This window comes from Azomonas agilis (genome assembly GCF_007830255.1).
In the GTDB taxonomy this organism is placed as follows: domain Bacteria; phylum Pseudomonadota; class Gammaproteobacteria; order Pseudomonadales; family Pseudomonadaceae; genus Azomonas; species Azomonas agilis.
Window position 1 is genome coordinate 30,487 of record NZ_VLKG01000012.1, and the last position, 16,882, is coordinate 47,368.

The 16,882-nt window shown below is 63.8% G+C and carries 3 protein-coding genes and 1 pseudogene; 2 read left to right on the forward strand and 2 right to left on the reverse strand.

Annotation, left to right across the window (positions count from 1 at the left end; genetic code table 11):
* Positions 1-101: 101 nt before the first annotated feature.
* Complete coding sequence (locus LX59_RS13545; RefSeq protein ID WP_144572735.1) at positions 102-13,127, reverse strand: non-ribosomal peptide synthetase; 13,026 nt, start codon at positions 13,125-13,127, stop codon at positions 102-104.
* A 404-nt stretch (positions 13,128-13,531) separates the two neighbouring features.
* Here LX59_RS13545 and LX59_RS13550 point away from each other — a divergent pair, with 404 nt between their 5' ends.
* On the forward strand, positions 13,532-14,056 hold the full coding sequence (locus LX59_RS13550) for an RNA polymerase factor sigma-70 (RefSeq protein WP_144572738.1): 525 nt from the start codon (positions 13,532-13,534) through the stop codon (positions 14,054-14,056).
* Between the two features lie 90 nt (positions 14,057-14,146).
* On the opposite strand, the pseudogene LX59_RS16195 reads toward LX59_RS13550, so the two are convergent.
* Positions 14,147-14,340 (reverse strand): annotated as a pseudogene (locus LX59_RS16195) (transposase); the annotation flags it as partial.
* A 245-nt stretch (positions 14,341-14,585) separates the two neighbouring features.
* On the opposite strand from LX59_RS16195, the gene LX59_RS13555 reads away from it, so the two are divergent.
* Positions 14,586-16,880 (forward strand): OsmC domain/YcaO domain-containing protein, encoded by a 2,295-nt coding sequence (locus LX59_RS13555; RefSeq protein WP_144572741.1) that lies wholly within the window; start codon positions 14,586-14,588, stop codon positions 16,878-16,880.
* The last annotated feature ends 2 nt before the right edge of the window (positions 16,881-16,882 follow it).

Sequence of the window (16,882 nt, forward strand, 5' to 3'; positions counted from 1 at the left end):
GGATGGCCTGGACGCATGCGCTGCGTTTCGGCTGGAACTGCTATGGAAACGCAGGAGAGAGAGGCGGATTTACCCCGTCGGTACCGCCTCTCTCTCACCTGCTACAGGGCTTCAAGACGCGCCATCAGGTCGCTCAGGCGGCTGGCCTTCTGCTCGCTGATCGCGCTGTTTTCCAGCGACTCGATATAGCTCGCCAGTTCCTCCACCGTGCTGCACTCGAACATCGCCCGCAGCGGCACGTTGCGCTGCAGGGCCTTCTGCACCCGCGAGGCGATCTGCGTGGCCAGCAGCGAATGCCCGCCCAGCTCGAAGAAGTTGTCGAACACCCCGACCCGCTCCAGCTTCAGCACCTCGGCCCAGATCTGCGCCAGGGTCTGTTCCAGTTCGTTGCGTGGCGCCTGGTAGGCCTGGCTCTGCACCTGACCGATATCCAGGGCCGGCAGCGCCTTGCGGTCGAGCTTGCCATTGGCGTTGAGCGGCATCCGTTCCAGTACCATCCAGTGCAGCGGCACCATGTAGTCAGGGAGTTCGCTGCGCAGTTGCTGCTTGATCGCTTCGAACCACTCGCCCTGCGCCACCACCAGGCTGGCTGACAAGGCATCGGCGAAACGCTGCGCATCGGCAGGCACCAGATACCCCACCAGGTAACTGCCACTCGGCCCTTCCTGAACGGCAACCGCCGCCTCGCGCACGTCGGCTCGCTCGTGCAGGCGCGCCTCGATCTCGCCCAGCTCGATACGGAAACCACGGATCTTCACCTGGTGATCGATACGCCCGACGTACTCCAGCACGCCATCGCTGCGTCGCCGCGCCAGGTCGCCGGTGCGGTACAGGCGCTCGCCCGCTGCTCCGAACGGATGCGGCACGAAAGCCTGAGCGGTACGCCGCGGGTCGCCGACATAGCCACGGCCCACCCCACTGCCCGCCACGCACAGCTCACCCACCGCACCCAGCGGCACCAATTCGAAGGCATCGTCGGGGCTGAGCAGATACAGCCGGTTGTTATCGGTGGGGCTGCCGATCGGCAGGTAGATGCCCTGGGTGGAAGCCAGGTCGACGCGGAAGAACGCTACATCATCGGAGCATTCCGCCGGGCCATAGGCATTGACCAGGCCGACCTGCGGATAGCGCGAAAGCCACTGCCGTGCCAGCTCCGGTGCCATGGCCTCACCGGTGGGCAGCATCCAGCGCAGCCCGCCCAGTGCCTGCGGCTCCTCGGCGAGCATGCCCTGGATCAGCGACGGCACGCTTTCCAGCAGCGTGATGCCCTGTTCGCGCACATGCGTCAGCAAGCCCTGTGGATCATGGGCGATGGCGTTCGGCACGATCACCACACGGCCACCGAACAACGGGGCGGCGAGGAACTGCCAGACCGAAATGTCGAAGCTCTGCGAGGCGGTCTGGGCGATCACGTCACGCTCGTCCAGCGCCAGGTAGGGCACCTTGCTCAACTGGTTGTTGAGCATCCCCGCCTGCTCCACCATCACGCCCTTGGGTAGGCCGGTGGAGCCTGAGGTGTAGATCACGTAGGCAAGGTTCTGCGGCCCGCTGTACACCTGCGGATCATACTCAGGCGTCTCGCCCTGCTGGATTTCGTCCCACACCAGCAAACGCGGGCGACAGGCGCAGCCCAGTTCGTCGAACAACGCCAGTGCCTGTTCACGGCTGGCCTGGGTGCAGACCAGCAGTGGGGTACGGCTCAGCTCGACGATACGGGTCAGGCGTGAAGTCGGATGAGTGGGGTCGAGCGGCAGATAGCCGGCACCGGCCTTGAAGCTGCCGACGATCATGCCCAGCAGGTCGAGACCGCGTTCGGCCAGCAGTGCCACCGGCTGGTCGATGCCGACTCCGGCAGCGAGCAAAGCATGGCCAAGACGGTTGGCCCTGCGGTTCAGCTCGGCATAGCTCCACTGACGCTCCAGGCAACTGGCGGCGATACGCTCGGGATGCGCCGCCACCTGCGCCTCGAACAGCCGCACATAGCCCTGCTGCAGCGGATATTCAGCTTCGCTGCGGTTGCAGCCTTCGAGCAGGAAAGCGCGTTCTGCCTCGCCCAACACCGGCAACTCGCGTACATCGCCATGCAGACCATCGGCCAGCGCCAGCAGCAGGCGTTTGAACTCGCCGAGCAGGCGCTCGATGGTGGCCGCCTCGAAGTAGCGCTGGTCATAGGACAGGTGCAGGCCGAGGTCGTCGCCCGGGTAGCAGACCACGGTGAGTGGGAAGTTGGTGTGGGTTCGCCCGGAGTCGGAACTGGCGTTCAGGCTCTGCGCACGATCCAGCACCGACACCTCCACGGGCGCGTTCTCGAACACGAACAGGCTGTCGAACAGCGGCTGGCCCTTGGGCAGCTCGCTGCTTTCCTGGATCATCACCAGCGGCAGGTGTTCGTGCTCGCGCAGTTGCAGGTTGCGCTCGAACAAGTGCGTGAGCCACTCGCGCACCGTGCAGGGCTGGCCGGCAGCGGGCAATTGCACGCGCAGCGGGATGCTGTTGATGAACAGGCCGACGGTGCGCTGCATCTGCGGCATGTCCAGCGGACGCCCGGCCACGGTGACGCCGAACAGCACGTCACGCTCGCCGCTGTAACGGTGCAGGGTCAGCGCCCAGGCGGCTTGGGCGAAGGTGTTGACGGTGAGCTGATGGCGCTGCGCCAGTTCACGCAAACGTGCGCCCTCGCTGGCATCCAGGCGCGTATAGTGGTCGCCGACTATCATCCCGCCGCTGTCGCCGGCATGCTCGCGCAGCAACGGGCGGTCGCTGGGGATCGGGGTCGGACGCGCGAAGCCACGCAGCGTCTCGCCCCACCAGTGCCGCGACTGCTGCAGATCCTGACGCTGCAGCCAGGCGATGTAGTCGCGGTAGCGTGGCGGCGTCGCCAGGTTGGCCGCGCGTCCTTCGCCGAGGGCAGTGTAGACCTCGAAGAAGTCGTTCATCAGCAGGCCACGGCACCAGGCATCGATGAGGATGTGGTGGTTGCTCATCATGAACCAGTAGCGCGCCTGGCCCAGGCGGATCAGGCGCAGGTGGAACGGCGGCTCCTTGAGCAGCTCGAAACCGGCCTCGCGCTCGCGCTTGTGCAGGCTTTGCAGACGCGCTTCGTGGCCCTCCTCGGGCAGCTCGCTCCAGTCGAGGAACTCGATGCGCACCCGACCCGGTTTGTGGATCACCTGCAGCATGGTCTCGCCAGCGTTCCACACGAAGGACGCTCGCAGCGCCTCGTGGCGGGCGACCACCGCCTGCCAGGCAGCGGCGAAACGCTCGGGGTCGAGTTCGCTGTTGATCCGGTAGCGATCCTGCATGTAGTAGATACCGGTACCTGGCTCCAGCAGGGTGTGCAGCAGCAGCCCTTCCTGCATCGGCGTCAGCGGGTAGACATCCTCGATCTCGCTGGCGGCTACCGGCAGTGCGTCCAGCTGCGCCTGGGTGAGCTGCGCCAACGGGAAGTCGGACGGGGTCAGACCTCCGGCGCCGTCCTCCAGGCAATGCGCGATCAGCGTCTGCAACTCGTCGAGGTAGGCCTGCGCCAGCGCACTCACCGTGCTCTCCTCATAACGCTCGCGACTGTACGTCCAGCGCAACAGCAGCTCTCCGCCATAGACCTGGCCGTCGACGCTCAGCTCGTTGGGCAGTGGTGCCTGCTGGTCATGGATCGGCCCGGTGGGCTGATCCAGCGGCTGGAACAGGGCATCGGTGAAGCTCTGGTCGAACTGGCCGAGGTAGTTGAAGGTGATCCTGGCCTGCGCCAGCGCAGCCATTGCCTCACGCAGCACAGGGTCGGCCAGATGGCGCAGCACACCATGACCGAGCCCCTTGTGCGGCACCGCACGCAGTTGCTCCTTGATTGCCTTGATCGATTCGCCCGGTGCCTGTGCCGGGGTCAGGCGCAGCGGATAGACGCTGGTGAACCAACCGACGCTGCGGGTCAGGTCGATGTCGTCGAACAGTGCCTCGCGGCCATGGCCTTCCAGTTGTACCAGCGCCGAGGACTGCCCCGTCCAGCGGCACATCACCCGTGCCAGGGCAGTCAGCAGCAGATCGCCGACCTGGGTGCGGTAGGCCGCCGGCGCCTGTTGCAGCAATTGCCGGGTGCGCTGGGCATCGAGGCGCAGGCTGACGCTTGCCGCCAGCGCCTCGCGGTTGCCGCCCTGAGGATGATCGCAAGGCCAGTCGCCCTGTTCGCTACCCAGCTGGGTCTGCCACCAGAGCAGTTCCTCGCGCAGCGATTCGCTGCCGGCGTAGGCCTGCAAGCGTGCCGCCCAGTCGCACAAGGCACTGGTCTTGGCCGGCAGCGCCAGCAGCTGGCCAGCGGCGAGCTGGCGATAGACCTGCTGCAGGTCTTCCAGCAGGATGCGCCAGGACACCCCGTCCACCACCAGGTGGTGAATCGCCAGCAGCAGGCGTTGCTCGCCGCTTGTGTCGTCGGCCACCAGTAGCGCGCGCAGCAGCGGCCCGCGTTCGAGGTCGAGGCTGCGCTGGGCCTTGGCGAACAGCTCGATGCAATCGTCGAAGGACTGCACCCGCTCATGCCAGAGCAGCGCCTCTTCCTGCGGCGGACGATGGGTTGCCTGCCAGCCCTCGTCGCCGAGCCGGAAACTCAGGCGCAGGGCATCATGCTGTTCGATCAGCCGTTGCAGCGCCTGGCGCAGCAGATCGGGATCGAGCGCCTGTTGCGGCTGCAGCAGCACGGACTGGTTCCAGTGCTCGCGGCGCGCCAGCGGCAGGTCGAAAAACCAGTGCTGGATCGGCGTCAGCGCGCTGTCACCCTGCACCAGGCCCTGCTCCGCCTGGCTGGCCTGGCTGTGGCGGGCCACGGCGGCAAGGCTCTGCACGGTCTGGTGCTGGAACAGGTCGCGCGGACTGAAATGGATGCCCAGTTGGCGCGCGCGGCTGACCACCTGGATCGACAGGATCGAGTCGCCGCCCAGCTCGAAGAAGTTGTCGCCGAGACCGACCCGCTCGACGTTGAGCACCTCGCGCCAGACGTCGGCCAGTTGCTGCTCCAGCAGGCTGCGTGGTGCCTCGTAGGCCTGGCGACCCTGCGCCGGATCGGGCGCCGGCAGCGCGCGGCGGTCGAGCTTGCCGTTGGCGGTCAGCGGCAGGCTGGCGAGCAGCAGCAGGTGGGTCGGCACCATATAGTCCGGCAGTTGCTGCCTGAGATGCGCCTTCAGCGCCTCGCGCAGCTCGGCCTGGGCCTTCTCGTCCTGCTCGGCCACGGCGCTGGCGACATAGCCCGCCAGTTGTTTGCCGCTCGGGCTGTCCAGGGCCAGCACCGCCGCCTCGCGAACCTGCGGATGTTCCTGCAGGCGCGCCTCGATCTCACCCAGTTCGATACGGAAACCACGAATCTTCACCTGATGGTCGATGCGACCGGCGTATTCCACCAGGCCATCGTCGTGCTGGCGTGCCAGGTCGCCCGTGCGGTACAGGCGACCCGTGCCGAACGGATCGGGCACGAAGCGTTCGGCCGTCAGCCCAGGGCGCTGGTGATAACCACGCGCCAGGCCGGCACCGCCGACGTACAGTTCGCCAGTCGCGCCCTGGGGCAGCAATGCCAGGTCGGCATCGAGGATGTAGGCGACACGCGCGCCGACCACGCTGCCGATGGGCACGCTGGCCGCGCCCTCTGCCAGTTGTTCGGGAGCCAGGCAAGCCAGCGGCATCACCACCGTCTCGGTCGGCCCGTAGGCATTGAAGAACTGCGCAGGCGTGAAGGCCTGACGAATTCGCTGCAGGTGCTCAGCGGTCAGCGCTTCGCCGCCGGTGATGCACATGCGCACTGGCAGTTGCCGGTTCTGCCCCTGCAACCACTGTGCGAGCTGGCTGCCGTAGCTTGGCGTGAAGCCGAGCACGGTCACGCCCTGTTCGCGGATCAGTCCGCAGATGTCTTCAGCGCCCCACTGCCCCTGCGCACGCAACACCACACGCGCGCCACACAGCAGCGGCGCCAGCAGGCGTTCGCTGGCGGCGTCGAAGTTGATCGAATAGAAGTGCAGCTCGCAGTCGGAAGCCTGCATGCCGAAGCGCTCGATCACCGCCTGGCAATGCATGGCGATTTCGCCGTGAGACACCACCACGCCCTTGGGCTTGCCGGTGGAACCGGAGGTGTAGATCAGGTAGGCCTGATGCTGCGGGCCGCTGAAAGCAGGCAGTGGCGCGGCGTCCTCTTCCTCCAGTGCCGGGCCGTCGTCCTCCAGGCACCAACGCACAACGCCTGCCGGCAGTTCACCGAGTGCCTCCAGCAACTGCGCGTGGCTGAGCAGCAAACGCACGCCACTGTCCTCGATCATGTATTGCAGGCGTTCGAGCGGGTACTCGGGGTCGAGCGGCACATAGGCGCCGCCGGCCTTGAGGATCGCCAGCAGGCCGACCACCATCTCCAGCGAGCGCTCCAGGGCCAGGCCGACCCGTACTTCCGGGCCGACACCCTGGCGGCGCAGCACGCGCGCCAGACGGTTGGCACGGGCATCGAGTTCGGCGTAGCTGAGGGTCTGCCCGGCGAAGGTCAGGGCCGGTGCCTGCGGCGTGGCGGCAGCACGGGCGGCGAACAAACCGTGAATGGTGTTCTGCAACACCGCCTCACCGCTCTCCCCGCCCAGGCTGGCAAGCAATCCACGTTGCTCGTCGCGATCCAGCAACGGCAAGTCGGCCAGACGATGCTGTGGCTCATCGACCATCGCCGCCAGCAGGTTCTGCCAATGCCTGGCCATACGCGCGATACGCGGCTCGTCGAACAGGTCGGTGCTGTAGGTCAGACAGCAGCCCAAGCGCTGGTCGAGGTCGGTGACCTCCAGGTTGAGGTCGAACTTGGTCGCTCGCGCATCGTTGGCGATGTACTCGACGGTCATTCCGGCCAGTTGTCGGGTCTGCTGGAACTCCCAGCGCTGCACATTGCACATCACCTGGAACAGCGGGTTGTAGGCTGCGCTGCGCGGCGGTTGCAGCGCCTCCACCAGATGGTCGAAAGGCAGATCCTGATGCGACTGGCCGTCGATCACGGTCTGCCGCACCTGCTCCAGCAGTTCGTCGACGCGCATCTGCCCGTCGAGCTGGCAACGTAGCACCTGGGTGTTGAGGAAGGCACCGATCAGCCCCTCGCTCTCCGGACGGATTCGCCCCGCCACAGGCGCGCCGATGCGCAGATCCTGCTGGCCGCTGTAGCGATAGAGCAAAGTCGCCAGGGTCGCGGTCATGGTCATGAACAGAGTCAGCCCACGGGCGGCGTTGAAGCGGCGCACCCGCTCGGCCAGCTCGGGACTCAGGTCGAAGCGATAGAGATCGCCCTGATGGCTTTGCACCGGCGGTCGTGGACGGTCGCTCGGCAACTCCAGCAACGGATGTTCATGGCCCAGCTGGGCCTTCCAGTAGTCGAGCTGACGCTGGCCTTCGCCTGCCTCCAGCCACTCACGCTGCCACACGCTGTAGTCCAGGTACTGCACCGGCAAGGGTGGCAGTGGCGAATCGCGCTCGTCGAGGAAGGCTTCGTAGAGCGCACCCAGCTCGCGGGCGAAGATGTCCATCGCCCAGCCTTCGGTGACGATATGGTGCAGGGTCAGCACCAGGTAGTGTTCGCGCTCGGCCATCTTCACCAGGCACACCCGCAGCAGCGGCCCGCTTTCCAGGTCGAAGGGGCGATGCGCCTCGCTGTCGGCGAGCGCCTGCAAGCGCTGCTGGCGGTTGACGCGATCCAGTGCGGAGAAGTCCTGCCAGTCCATGCGCACCCCGCCGTCGCCGTGCACGCGCTGTACCGGTACACCGTCGAGGCTGGGGAAGGTGGTGCGCAGGGTCTCGTGGCGCTGCACCAGGGCCTGTAGCGCGGCCTCGAAACGCGCCACGTCCAGCGGCCCGCTCAAACGCGCCAGACCACCGACGTTGTAAGCCGGACTGTCCGGCTCCAACTGCCAGAGGAACCACATGCGTTGCTGCGAATAGGACAGAGGTACCGGCCGTTCGCGGTCGATACGACGGATCGCGCCCTGGCTGTCACCCTGGCCGCTGGCCTGGAGCAGGCGCACCCGTTCGGCGAAAGCCTCCAGCTCACTGGCCTCGAACAGCACGCGCAGCGGCAGATCGACGTCGCAGGCCTGGCGCGTGCGCGAGACGATCTGGGTGGCCAGCAGGGAATGCCCGCCGAGTTCAAAGAAGTCGTCGCGCAGGCCAATCTGCGGCAAGCCGAGCACCTCGCTCCAGATCGCGGCGATGCGGCGCTGCAGTTCACTGCGTGGCTCGACATGCTCACGCTGCTGCCACACCGGCTCGGGCAGCGCCCGCAGGTCGAGCTTGCCGCTGGGCCCCAGAGGCATTTGCGCCAGGCGCATCAGTTGCGCCGGCACCATGTAATCCGGCAATTCGCCCTGCAAGGCGCTGCGCAGGCGCGCATTCTGCTCGACTTCCGTCTCGGCACCCGCCTGGCTGGTGTAGTAGCCCACCAGCTGACTGCCGGCCACGCCCTCGCGGATCAGCACCACTGCCTGCGCCACACCCGGCTGGGCCAGCAGACGCGCCTGGATTTCCTCGGGTTCGATACGAAAGCCGCGCAGCTTCACCTGGCGGTCGAGGCGACCCAGGTACTCCAGCACGCCATCGGCGCTCCAGCGTGCTCGGTCGCCAGTGCGATAGAGGCGTTCACCATCGGCCGAGAACGGGTCGGCGACGAAGCGTTCGGCACTCAGACCGGGACGCCCCAGGTAGCCACGGGCCAGCCCCAGGCCACCGATGCACAACTCGCCGGGCACACCGACCGGCAGCGGACTCAATTCGCCATCCAGCACCCGGCAGATCACGTTGCCCAGCGGACGACCGATCGGCGAACGCTCGCCATCCTGCTCCCGGCAGTGCCAGTGGGTAACGTTGATCGCCGTTTCCGTCGGCCCGTAACGGTTGTGCAGGGCCACGCCCGGCAGGCGTTGCAACACGCGATTGCGCAGGGCTGCTGGCAACGCCTCGCCACCGGAGAACAGACGACGCAGACGGGTGCCTTCGGCGACGCCAGGCTCGTCGATGAACAGTTGCAACAGCGGCGGCACGAAATGCAGCGTGGTCACCCCGAACTGCCGCACCAGCTCGACCAGACGTGCCGGATCGCGGTGCTCGCCGGGCGCAGCGAGCACCAGCCGGCAGCCGCTGATCAGTGGCCAGAAGCACTCCCACACGGACACGTCGAAGCTCACCGGCGCCTTCTGCAACAGCACGTCGTCGCGGCCAAGCGCGTAGGTCGCCTCCATCCATTGCAGGCGTTCGGCCAGGGCCGCATGGGTATTGCCGACGCCCTTGGGCTGACCGGTGGAGCCGGAGGTGTAGATCACGTAGGCGAGGTTGTCGCCGTGCAGTCGCAGGCCGGGAGCAGCACTGGGCCAGCCATCGAGGTGCAGATTGTCCAGGCAGATCGAGGTGACGCCATCGACGGCCGGCAGACGTTCGAACAGCCAACTCTGGGTCAGCAACAGTTCGGCGCCGCTGTCGGCCAGCATGTAGGCCAGACGTTCGGCGGGATAGTCCGGATCCAGCGGCACGTAGGCGCCGCCTGCCTTGATGATCGCCAGCAGGCCGATCAGCAACTGTGGCGAACGCTCGGCGCAGATCGCCACACGCACGTCGGGGCCAACGCCCTTGTCACGCAGGTAGTGGGCCAGGCGGTTGGATCGCGCATGCAGTTCGGCATAGTCGAGGCTGCCGCCGTCCCACTCCAGGGCCACGCAATCGGCGGATGACGCCAGTTGCAGCTCCAGCAGCTCCGGCAACCAGACGCGCGCCGGCTCGCAGGGTGCACTGCCCCAGGCCTGCAACTGCGTGGCCTGCCCGGCATCGACCAGAGCGACATCGCCCAGGCAACGCTGAGGATCGTCCACCACCTGACGCAGCAGCTCCAGGTATTGCCCAGCGAAGCGCTGGATGCTGGCTTCGTCGAACAGGTCGGCGGCGTAGTCGAAGTTGAGGGTCAGGCGGCCACGGGCGTCCTCTTCGCTCTGCAGTTGCAGGTCGAACTTGGCTTCGCGGCTGTGCCAGGGCAACTCGTCGGCCAGCAGTCCGGGCAGCCGGCGCAATACGGACAGATCGCGCTGCTGATGGTTGAACAACACCTGGAACAGCTGGCCACCCTCACCGCAGGCTTCAAGCACCTGGTCGAACGGCAGATCCTGGTTGGCCTGCGCCGCCAGGGTCGCTTCGCGTGCCTCACCGAGCAGCGCGGCGAATGGCTGGCGCGCCTGCGGCGCCCCGCGCAGCACCAGGGTATTGATGAAGAAGCCAACCAGACCCTGGGTTTCCAGGCGCTGACGGTTGGCACTGGGCACGCCGATACGGATCTCGCCCTGCCCGCTGTGACGGTGCAGCAGCGCCTGGAATGCCGCCAGCAACCACATGAAGACACTGGCGTCATGATCCAGCGCGGCGTCGCGGATGGCGCGCGCCAGGGCGTCGTCGAGCCGCGGGCTGTAGCGTGCAGCCGGGGATGCCTGGTTGGCCCGACGCGGATGGTCGGTACTCAGTTCGAGCACCGGCGCTTCGCTGCCCAGCTGGTTGCGCCAGTAGGCCAGTTGGCGAGCCCCTTCGCCCGCCTCCAGCCACTGCCGCTGCCAACTGGCGAACTCCGCGTAGTGCAGCGTCAGCGGCGCCAGGTTCGCCGGCTGGCCACCACAGGCCTCGGCATACAGGCGCGAGAACTCGTCAAGCAGCAGGTTCAGCGACCAGCCATCGGCGACGATGTGGTGCAGGGTGACCCAGAGCTGATGCTCCTGCTCATCCAGGCGCACCAGGCTGACCCGCAGCAGCGGCCCCTGCTCCAGATCGAACGGTTGCTGCGCCTCGGCCTCGCGCTGCCTGGCAGCAATGGCGGCACGCTCAGCCTCGGGCAACCCGCAAAGATCGATCGTTTGCCAGGCGAGCTCCCCCTGGGCATCGATGCGCTGCAGCGCCACACCATCGCGCTCGAGGAAGCGCGTGCGCAGCGACTCGTGACGCTCGATCAGACGCTGAAAGCTGCCGCGCAGAGCCGACTCGTCCAGTTCACCGCGCAGACGCAGGCCACCGGGAATGTTGTAGGCGGCGCTCTGCGGATCGATCTGCCAGGTCAGCCACAGGCGCTGCTGCGCCGCCGACTGCGGCAGGTCGACGCCGCGCGGCAGGTGCGCCATCGGCGCCTGCGCAGGCTTACCCTCGGCCAGTTGGCAGGCTACGGCAGCGGCGAAGGCCTGCAGGGTCGGTGCCTCGAACAACTGGCGCAGCTCGATGGCGACGCCGAGGCTGTCGCGCACCTGGGCGACCACCTGGGCGGCGGCAATTGAGTTGCCGCCGAGCAGGAAGAAATGATCGCGTGGCGCGACCGCAGGCACAGCGAGTTGTGCCTGCCAGATCGCGCCGATGCGCGCCAGCAGTTCGTCGTCGCTCGCCGCAGGGGGCGCTTCCGCGGTGCTGTCCGGGCCGGGGAACACGGCGTAGCTGTCCAGTGTGCCGTCCTCCAGACGCAGCCGACAGGCCGAACGCTGCAACTTGCCACTGGAGGTCTTGGGCAAGGCGCCGGGGTTGAGCAGCACAACGACCTGTGGTGCTTGCTGATAGGCCTCCGCCACGGCCTGGCGAATCGAGTCGATCAGTTCGCGGGCCGGTACCGACTTCTGCACGCCACGACCGATTTCGGCGGCGATGCCAATCCCCTCTTCGCCGTCGACCTTGACCGCGAACGCCGCGACCCGTCCCTTGCGCACCGCTGCGACCTCGGTCTCCACGGTGCGCTCGATGTCCTGCGGATAGAGGTTGTGGCCACGGACGATGAGCATGTCCTTCAGGCGACCGGTGACGTACAGCTCACCACTTCTGACGAAACCCAGGTCGCCCGTGCGCAGCCAGGTACGGCCATCGCGCTCGACGAAGGTCTTGGCCGTGGCCTCGGGATTGCGCCAGTAGCCCTGGGCGATGCTCGGCCCTGTGGCCCAGATTTCACCGACCTGGTCATCACCCAGCGTCTCGCCGCTGGCCGCGTCGACGATCGATACTGCGTGCTCCGGCTGGCTGCGACCACAGCACATCAGCACGCTGTCCTCGCCCACGGCTATGCGGTTGCGCGCCAGTGCCTCGCCATCCACCGGCAGCGCCGCGATCCCCTGCCCGCGCTGCCCGCCGGTGACGAACAGCGTCGCCTCGGCCAGGCCGTAGCAGGCGAAGAAACTGGAGGCATCGAAACGACTGGCGGCGAACTTCCCGGCGAAGTGCTCCAGGCTGTCCTGGCGGATCGGCTCGGAGCCCGAGAACGCTACGCGCCAGCGGCTCAGGTCGAGACGTTCCAGCGCGGACTCGGCTACACGCTCGCTGCACAGGCGGTAGGCGAAGTCCGGCCCACCGCTGATGGTGCCGCCATAACGGCTGACCGCCTCCAGCCAGCGCAGCGGCCTGGCGAGGAAATACTGCGGCGACATCAACACGCAGGGAATGCCGCTGAAAATCGGTTGCAGCAGACCACCGATCAGACCCATATCGTGATACAGCGGCAGCCAACTGACGATCACGTCATCGTCGCCGATACCGAAGCCTCGACGGATCAGCACCTCGTTGGCGACCAGATTGCCATGACTGACCTGCACCCCCTTGGGCAATGCAGTAGAGCCCGAGGTGTACTGGAGAAAAGCGATGTGCTCGCCACGCAGCGTTGGCTCGCGCCAGGCGTCGGCGCCGGCCAGGTCGAGCTGATCGACGCAGAGCAGGTGCGGGGCATCGGAAGAAGACAACTGGTCGTTCATCTGCAACAGCGGCCCGCGCAGATCCGCAGTGGTCAGGATCAGGCGCGGCTCGGCATCGGCGATGATCGACTGCAAACGCTGCTGGTGGTGACGGCGCGCCGACTCCGGCGGGTAGGCCGGCACGGCGATCACGCCGGCGTACAGGCAGCCGAAGAATGCCGCGACATAGTTGGGCCCACTGGGGAACAGCAGCACCGCACGGTCACCCAGATCAGCGTGCGTTTGCAGGGCTGCAGCAATGGCGCGTGCACGCCGGTCGAGGTCGGCGTAGCTGAGCAGCACGCCCTCACCGTCATCCTCCTCGAGAAAACGCAGCGCCAGGCGCTCGGGCATCTGTTCGGCACGACGGCGCAGGGCCTGAACCAGAGTGGTGGGGGTTTCGAATGCATCCATCATGTCTTCACCTGAGCCGATTCAAGGCTTGCGGTCGGTTGAAAGGGGAAATACAAGAGCAGCCGGGGGCACTGCCCAGCCACCAGTCAACTGGAAAGCTGATAGAGCATGGTGCTATCCCCTGAGTACAGTAGGTAGATCAATTACAGGGCGCTCATGTGCAACGCTGCTAACACAAGTGTTCGAACATGAAACGCATGAGCTTGATCCTCTACGAGAACTCCGACGGGCCAGAACATCGACTAGAGAACGGATAAAAAGCGGGGATAATTAGGAGAAGAAGCGCTTAAAAGCCTAGGCTGATGACAAAATCTAATTGATATTGACAATCCTTATCATTAGAAATACTTTGTTTCTGAATATGCGTCCCAGTTATGCATGCTCCTACAGGCCGCAAGGTGACCTCCATGCCGGAACAACTTCTCACAAGTACGTGTAATTCACCCCTACTTCAGGCGTTTGTTGACAATCGCTTGATCTTAGTTAAGGTCGCAGCACGCATTACTGGCTGCCCTTCTAGGGCTGAAGACGTCGTTCAGGATGCTTTTTTCAGACTACATAATGCGCCGCGGATCCAGTCCTCACTGAAGGCCCAGCTCGGCTACCTGTTTCAGATCGTCCGCAACCTAGCCATCGACCACTACCGCAGGCAAGCCATGGAGTTGCGCTATAACGGCAGCGAGGAAGAAGGCCTAAATGTTTCGATCCCCGGTGCCTCTCCCGAAACCACCCATATCAACCAACACGCTCTGGCTGCTATCGATGCGGCCTTACAAGAGCTACCGGCACGCACGCGCTATGCCTTCGAGATGTATCGCCTACATGGCGTACCCCAGAAGGACATTGCTAAGGAACTTGGGGTTTCCCCTACCTTGGTCAACTTCATGATCCGTGACGCACTGGTACACTGTCGTAAGACCACTAAAGCATAAGCCAAGGCTTCACGGTTGAAGTCGTCAATTAGGTTAAACCAGACGGAAGCTGTGCCCCTCGGATAGTTAGTCATTAACGGCTCATCCTCTTTCGGCTTCGAGGTTTTTCAAAGGTTTGGCCTCATTAACTTCCAGTCCTGCGTACTTGCGGTACCCGTTGTAAATGTGCGCAGGCAATTCCGAGCCTGCGACAGAGGTTGTCAACCTTAGCCCCTACTTCATGCACTTTCATCGCCTTGATGAATCGCTTTGATGATTTGTCCTTCGCTATAACGCTTGTTCATTCGAGATCTCCATCGCTCACGGGTTAAATGGAAATCTCACCAAGCTCATGGTGCTAATTTTGGCGGATAGGTCTGTCGAGGACGCGCTCAAAGATCATCAAAAATCTGGTATTTTTACCCATCGGTTTTTAAATGACGGTTTTCCGCAGATTAGCCCGCCGAAGAATGATCTTTAATCCGTATCCCTACAGCATTCAACTGATCAGCAGATAAGCCAGATCAAAGACATACGTGGTATTTCTCGCATGGAAATCAAGGTCAACTTTCTCGATAAACTCCGTCTCGAAGCCAAGTTCGACGATTTCACTGTGATCGCTGATCAGCCGATTCGCTATAAAGGCGAGGGTTCGGCTCCCGGCCCCTTCGACTACTTTTTGGCGTCGTCAGCCCTGTGCGCCGCCTACTTCGTAAAGCTCTACTGTGAGACGCGAAACATCCCCACCGACAATATCCGCCTGTCGCAGAACAATATTGTTGATCCAGAGGATCGCTACAAACAGGTCTTCAAGATTCAAGTGGAGTTACCGGCGGATATCTCGGAGAAGGATCGCCAAGGCATCCTGCGCTCCATAGAGCGTTGTACGGTAAAGAGGGTGGTACAGACTGGGCCAGAGTTTGTAATCGAGGAAGTGGAAAACCTAGATGCCGATGCCCAAGCGCTGTTGATACCCAATGGAACGGCCGATCAGGCGACCTACATTCCGGGCAAGGATTTGCCACTGGAGCAAACCATCGCCAATCTGTCGGGCATTATCGCGGATTTGGGGATGAAGATTGAGATCGCTTCGTGGCGCAACATTGTGCCCAATGTCTGGTCGTTGCATATCCGCGATGCCCAGTCTCCTCTGTGCTTCACCAACGGCAAGGGGGCCACTAAAGAAAGTGCCTTGGCCTCGGCGCTGGGGGAGTTCATTGAGCGGCTGAATTGCAACTTCTTCTATAACGACCAGTATTGGGGAGAGGAAATCGCCAACGCCGCCTTCGTGCATTATCCCGAAGAGCGCTGGTTTAAACCGGGCCGCAACGATGCCTTACCCCGAGAAATCTTGGATGCCTACTGTTTAAAGATTTACAACCCGGATGGCGAGCTGCGCAGCTCCCATCTGTACGACACCAATTCAGGTAATACCGCGCGCGGCATCTGCTCCCTACCCTTTGTTCGCCAATCGGACGGTAAGACGGTGTATTTTCCGTCTAACCTGATTGAAAACCTATTTCTGAGCAACGGCATGAGTGCGGGCAATACCCTGGCCGAAGCGCAGGTGCAGTGCCTGTCCGAAATCTTTGAGCGGGCAGTAAAGCGCGAAATTCTGGAAAACGAACTGGCCCTCCCGGATGTACCTCCAGAAGTGCTGGCCAAGTATCCCAGTATCCTTACCGGTATTCAGGGCTTAGAAGCCCAAGGCTTCCCGGTGATTGTGAAGGATGCCTCTTTGGGCGGACAATTTCCGGTGATGTGCGTCACTCTGATGAACCCGCGTACCGGCGGTGTTTTTGCTTCCTTCGGTGCGCACCCAAGCCTTGAGGTCGCACTGGAACGCAGCCTGACGGAGTTGCTGCAAGGGCGCAGCTTTGAAGGTCTGAACGATCTACCTCAGCCAACCTTTGACAGCCATGCGCTGACTGAACCCAACAACTTTGTCGAACACTTTATTGACTCCAGCGGGGTGGTGTCTTGGCGCTTCTTCAGTGCTAAAGCGGACTTTGCGTTTGTCGAGTGGGACTTCTCTGGCCAAGGCACATGCTCCAACGCCGAAGAGGCCGCCACCCTGTTTGGCATCCTCAAGGTACTGGGCAAAGAAAGCTACATGATGGTGTACGAGCAACTGGGCGCACCGGCTTGCCGCATCCTGGTGCCCGGCTACTCAGAGATCTATCCGGTAGAGGATTTGATCTGGGATAACACCAACAAGGCACTGGCCTTTCGTGAAGACATCCTCAACCTGCACCGTCTGGAGGATGAGCCACTAAAGGCCTTGCTCGAGCGCCTAGAAGATTGCGATGCCGACGATTACACCGACATCACGACCTTGATTGGTATCGAATTTGACGACAACACGGTATGGGGCAAACTGACCATTCTTGAACTGAAGCTGCTGATCTGCCTTGCGCTCAAGCGTTTTGAGGACGCGAAGGACTTTGTAGAAATGCTCCTCCAGTACAACGACAACACCGCCGAGCGCGGCCTCTTCTATCAGGCCCTGAATGTCGTATTGGAAGTGGCGTTGGACAGCGAGCTGGATATGCTTCACTACGAGGCCAATTTCCGGCGCATGTTTGGCGATGAGCGCATGGACGCCGCTTTGGGCTCGCTGGAGGGCCGCGTGCGTTTTTACGGCCTGACACCCACCAGCATGAAGTTGGAAGGACTCGACCGGCATCTGCGTTTGATCGACAGCTACAAAAAGCTGCATACCGCGCGGGCCCAACGAAGCCCCATCCAGAGCAACAACGAGCCAAACGCCACAGGGAATGGCCTCAAGCCCCGGCGTTTAGCCATTCGCAAACCGAATACAGCATGGGGGCAACCGAAGACCTGACA

Coding starts and splice junctions, on each gene's coding strand:
- LX59_RS13550 (WP_144572738.1), top strand. CDS start 13,532: ATGCCGGAACAACTTCTCACAAGTACGTGTAATTCACCCCTACTTCAG.
- LX59_RS13545 (WP_144572735.1), bottom strand. CDS start 13,127: ATGATGGATGCATTCGAAACCCCCACCACTCTGGTTCAGGCCCTGCGC.
- LX59_RS13555 (WP_144572741.1), top strand. CDS start 14,586: ATGGAAATCAAGGTCAACTTTCTCGATAAACTCCGTCTCGAAGCCAAG.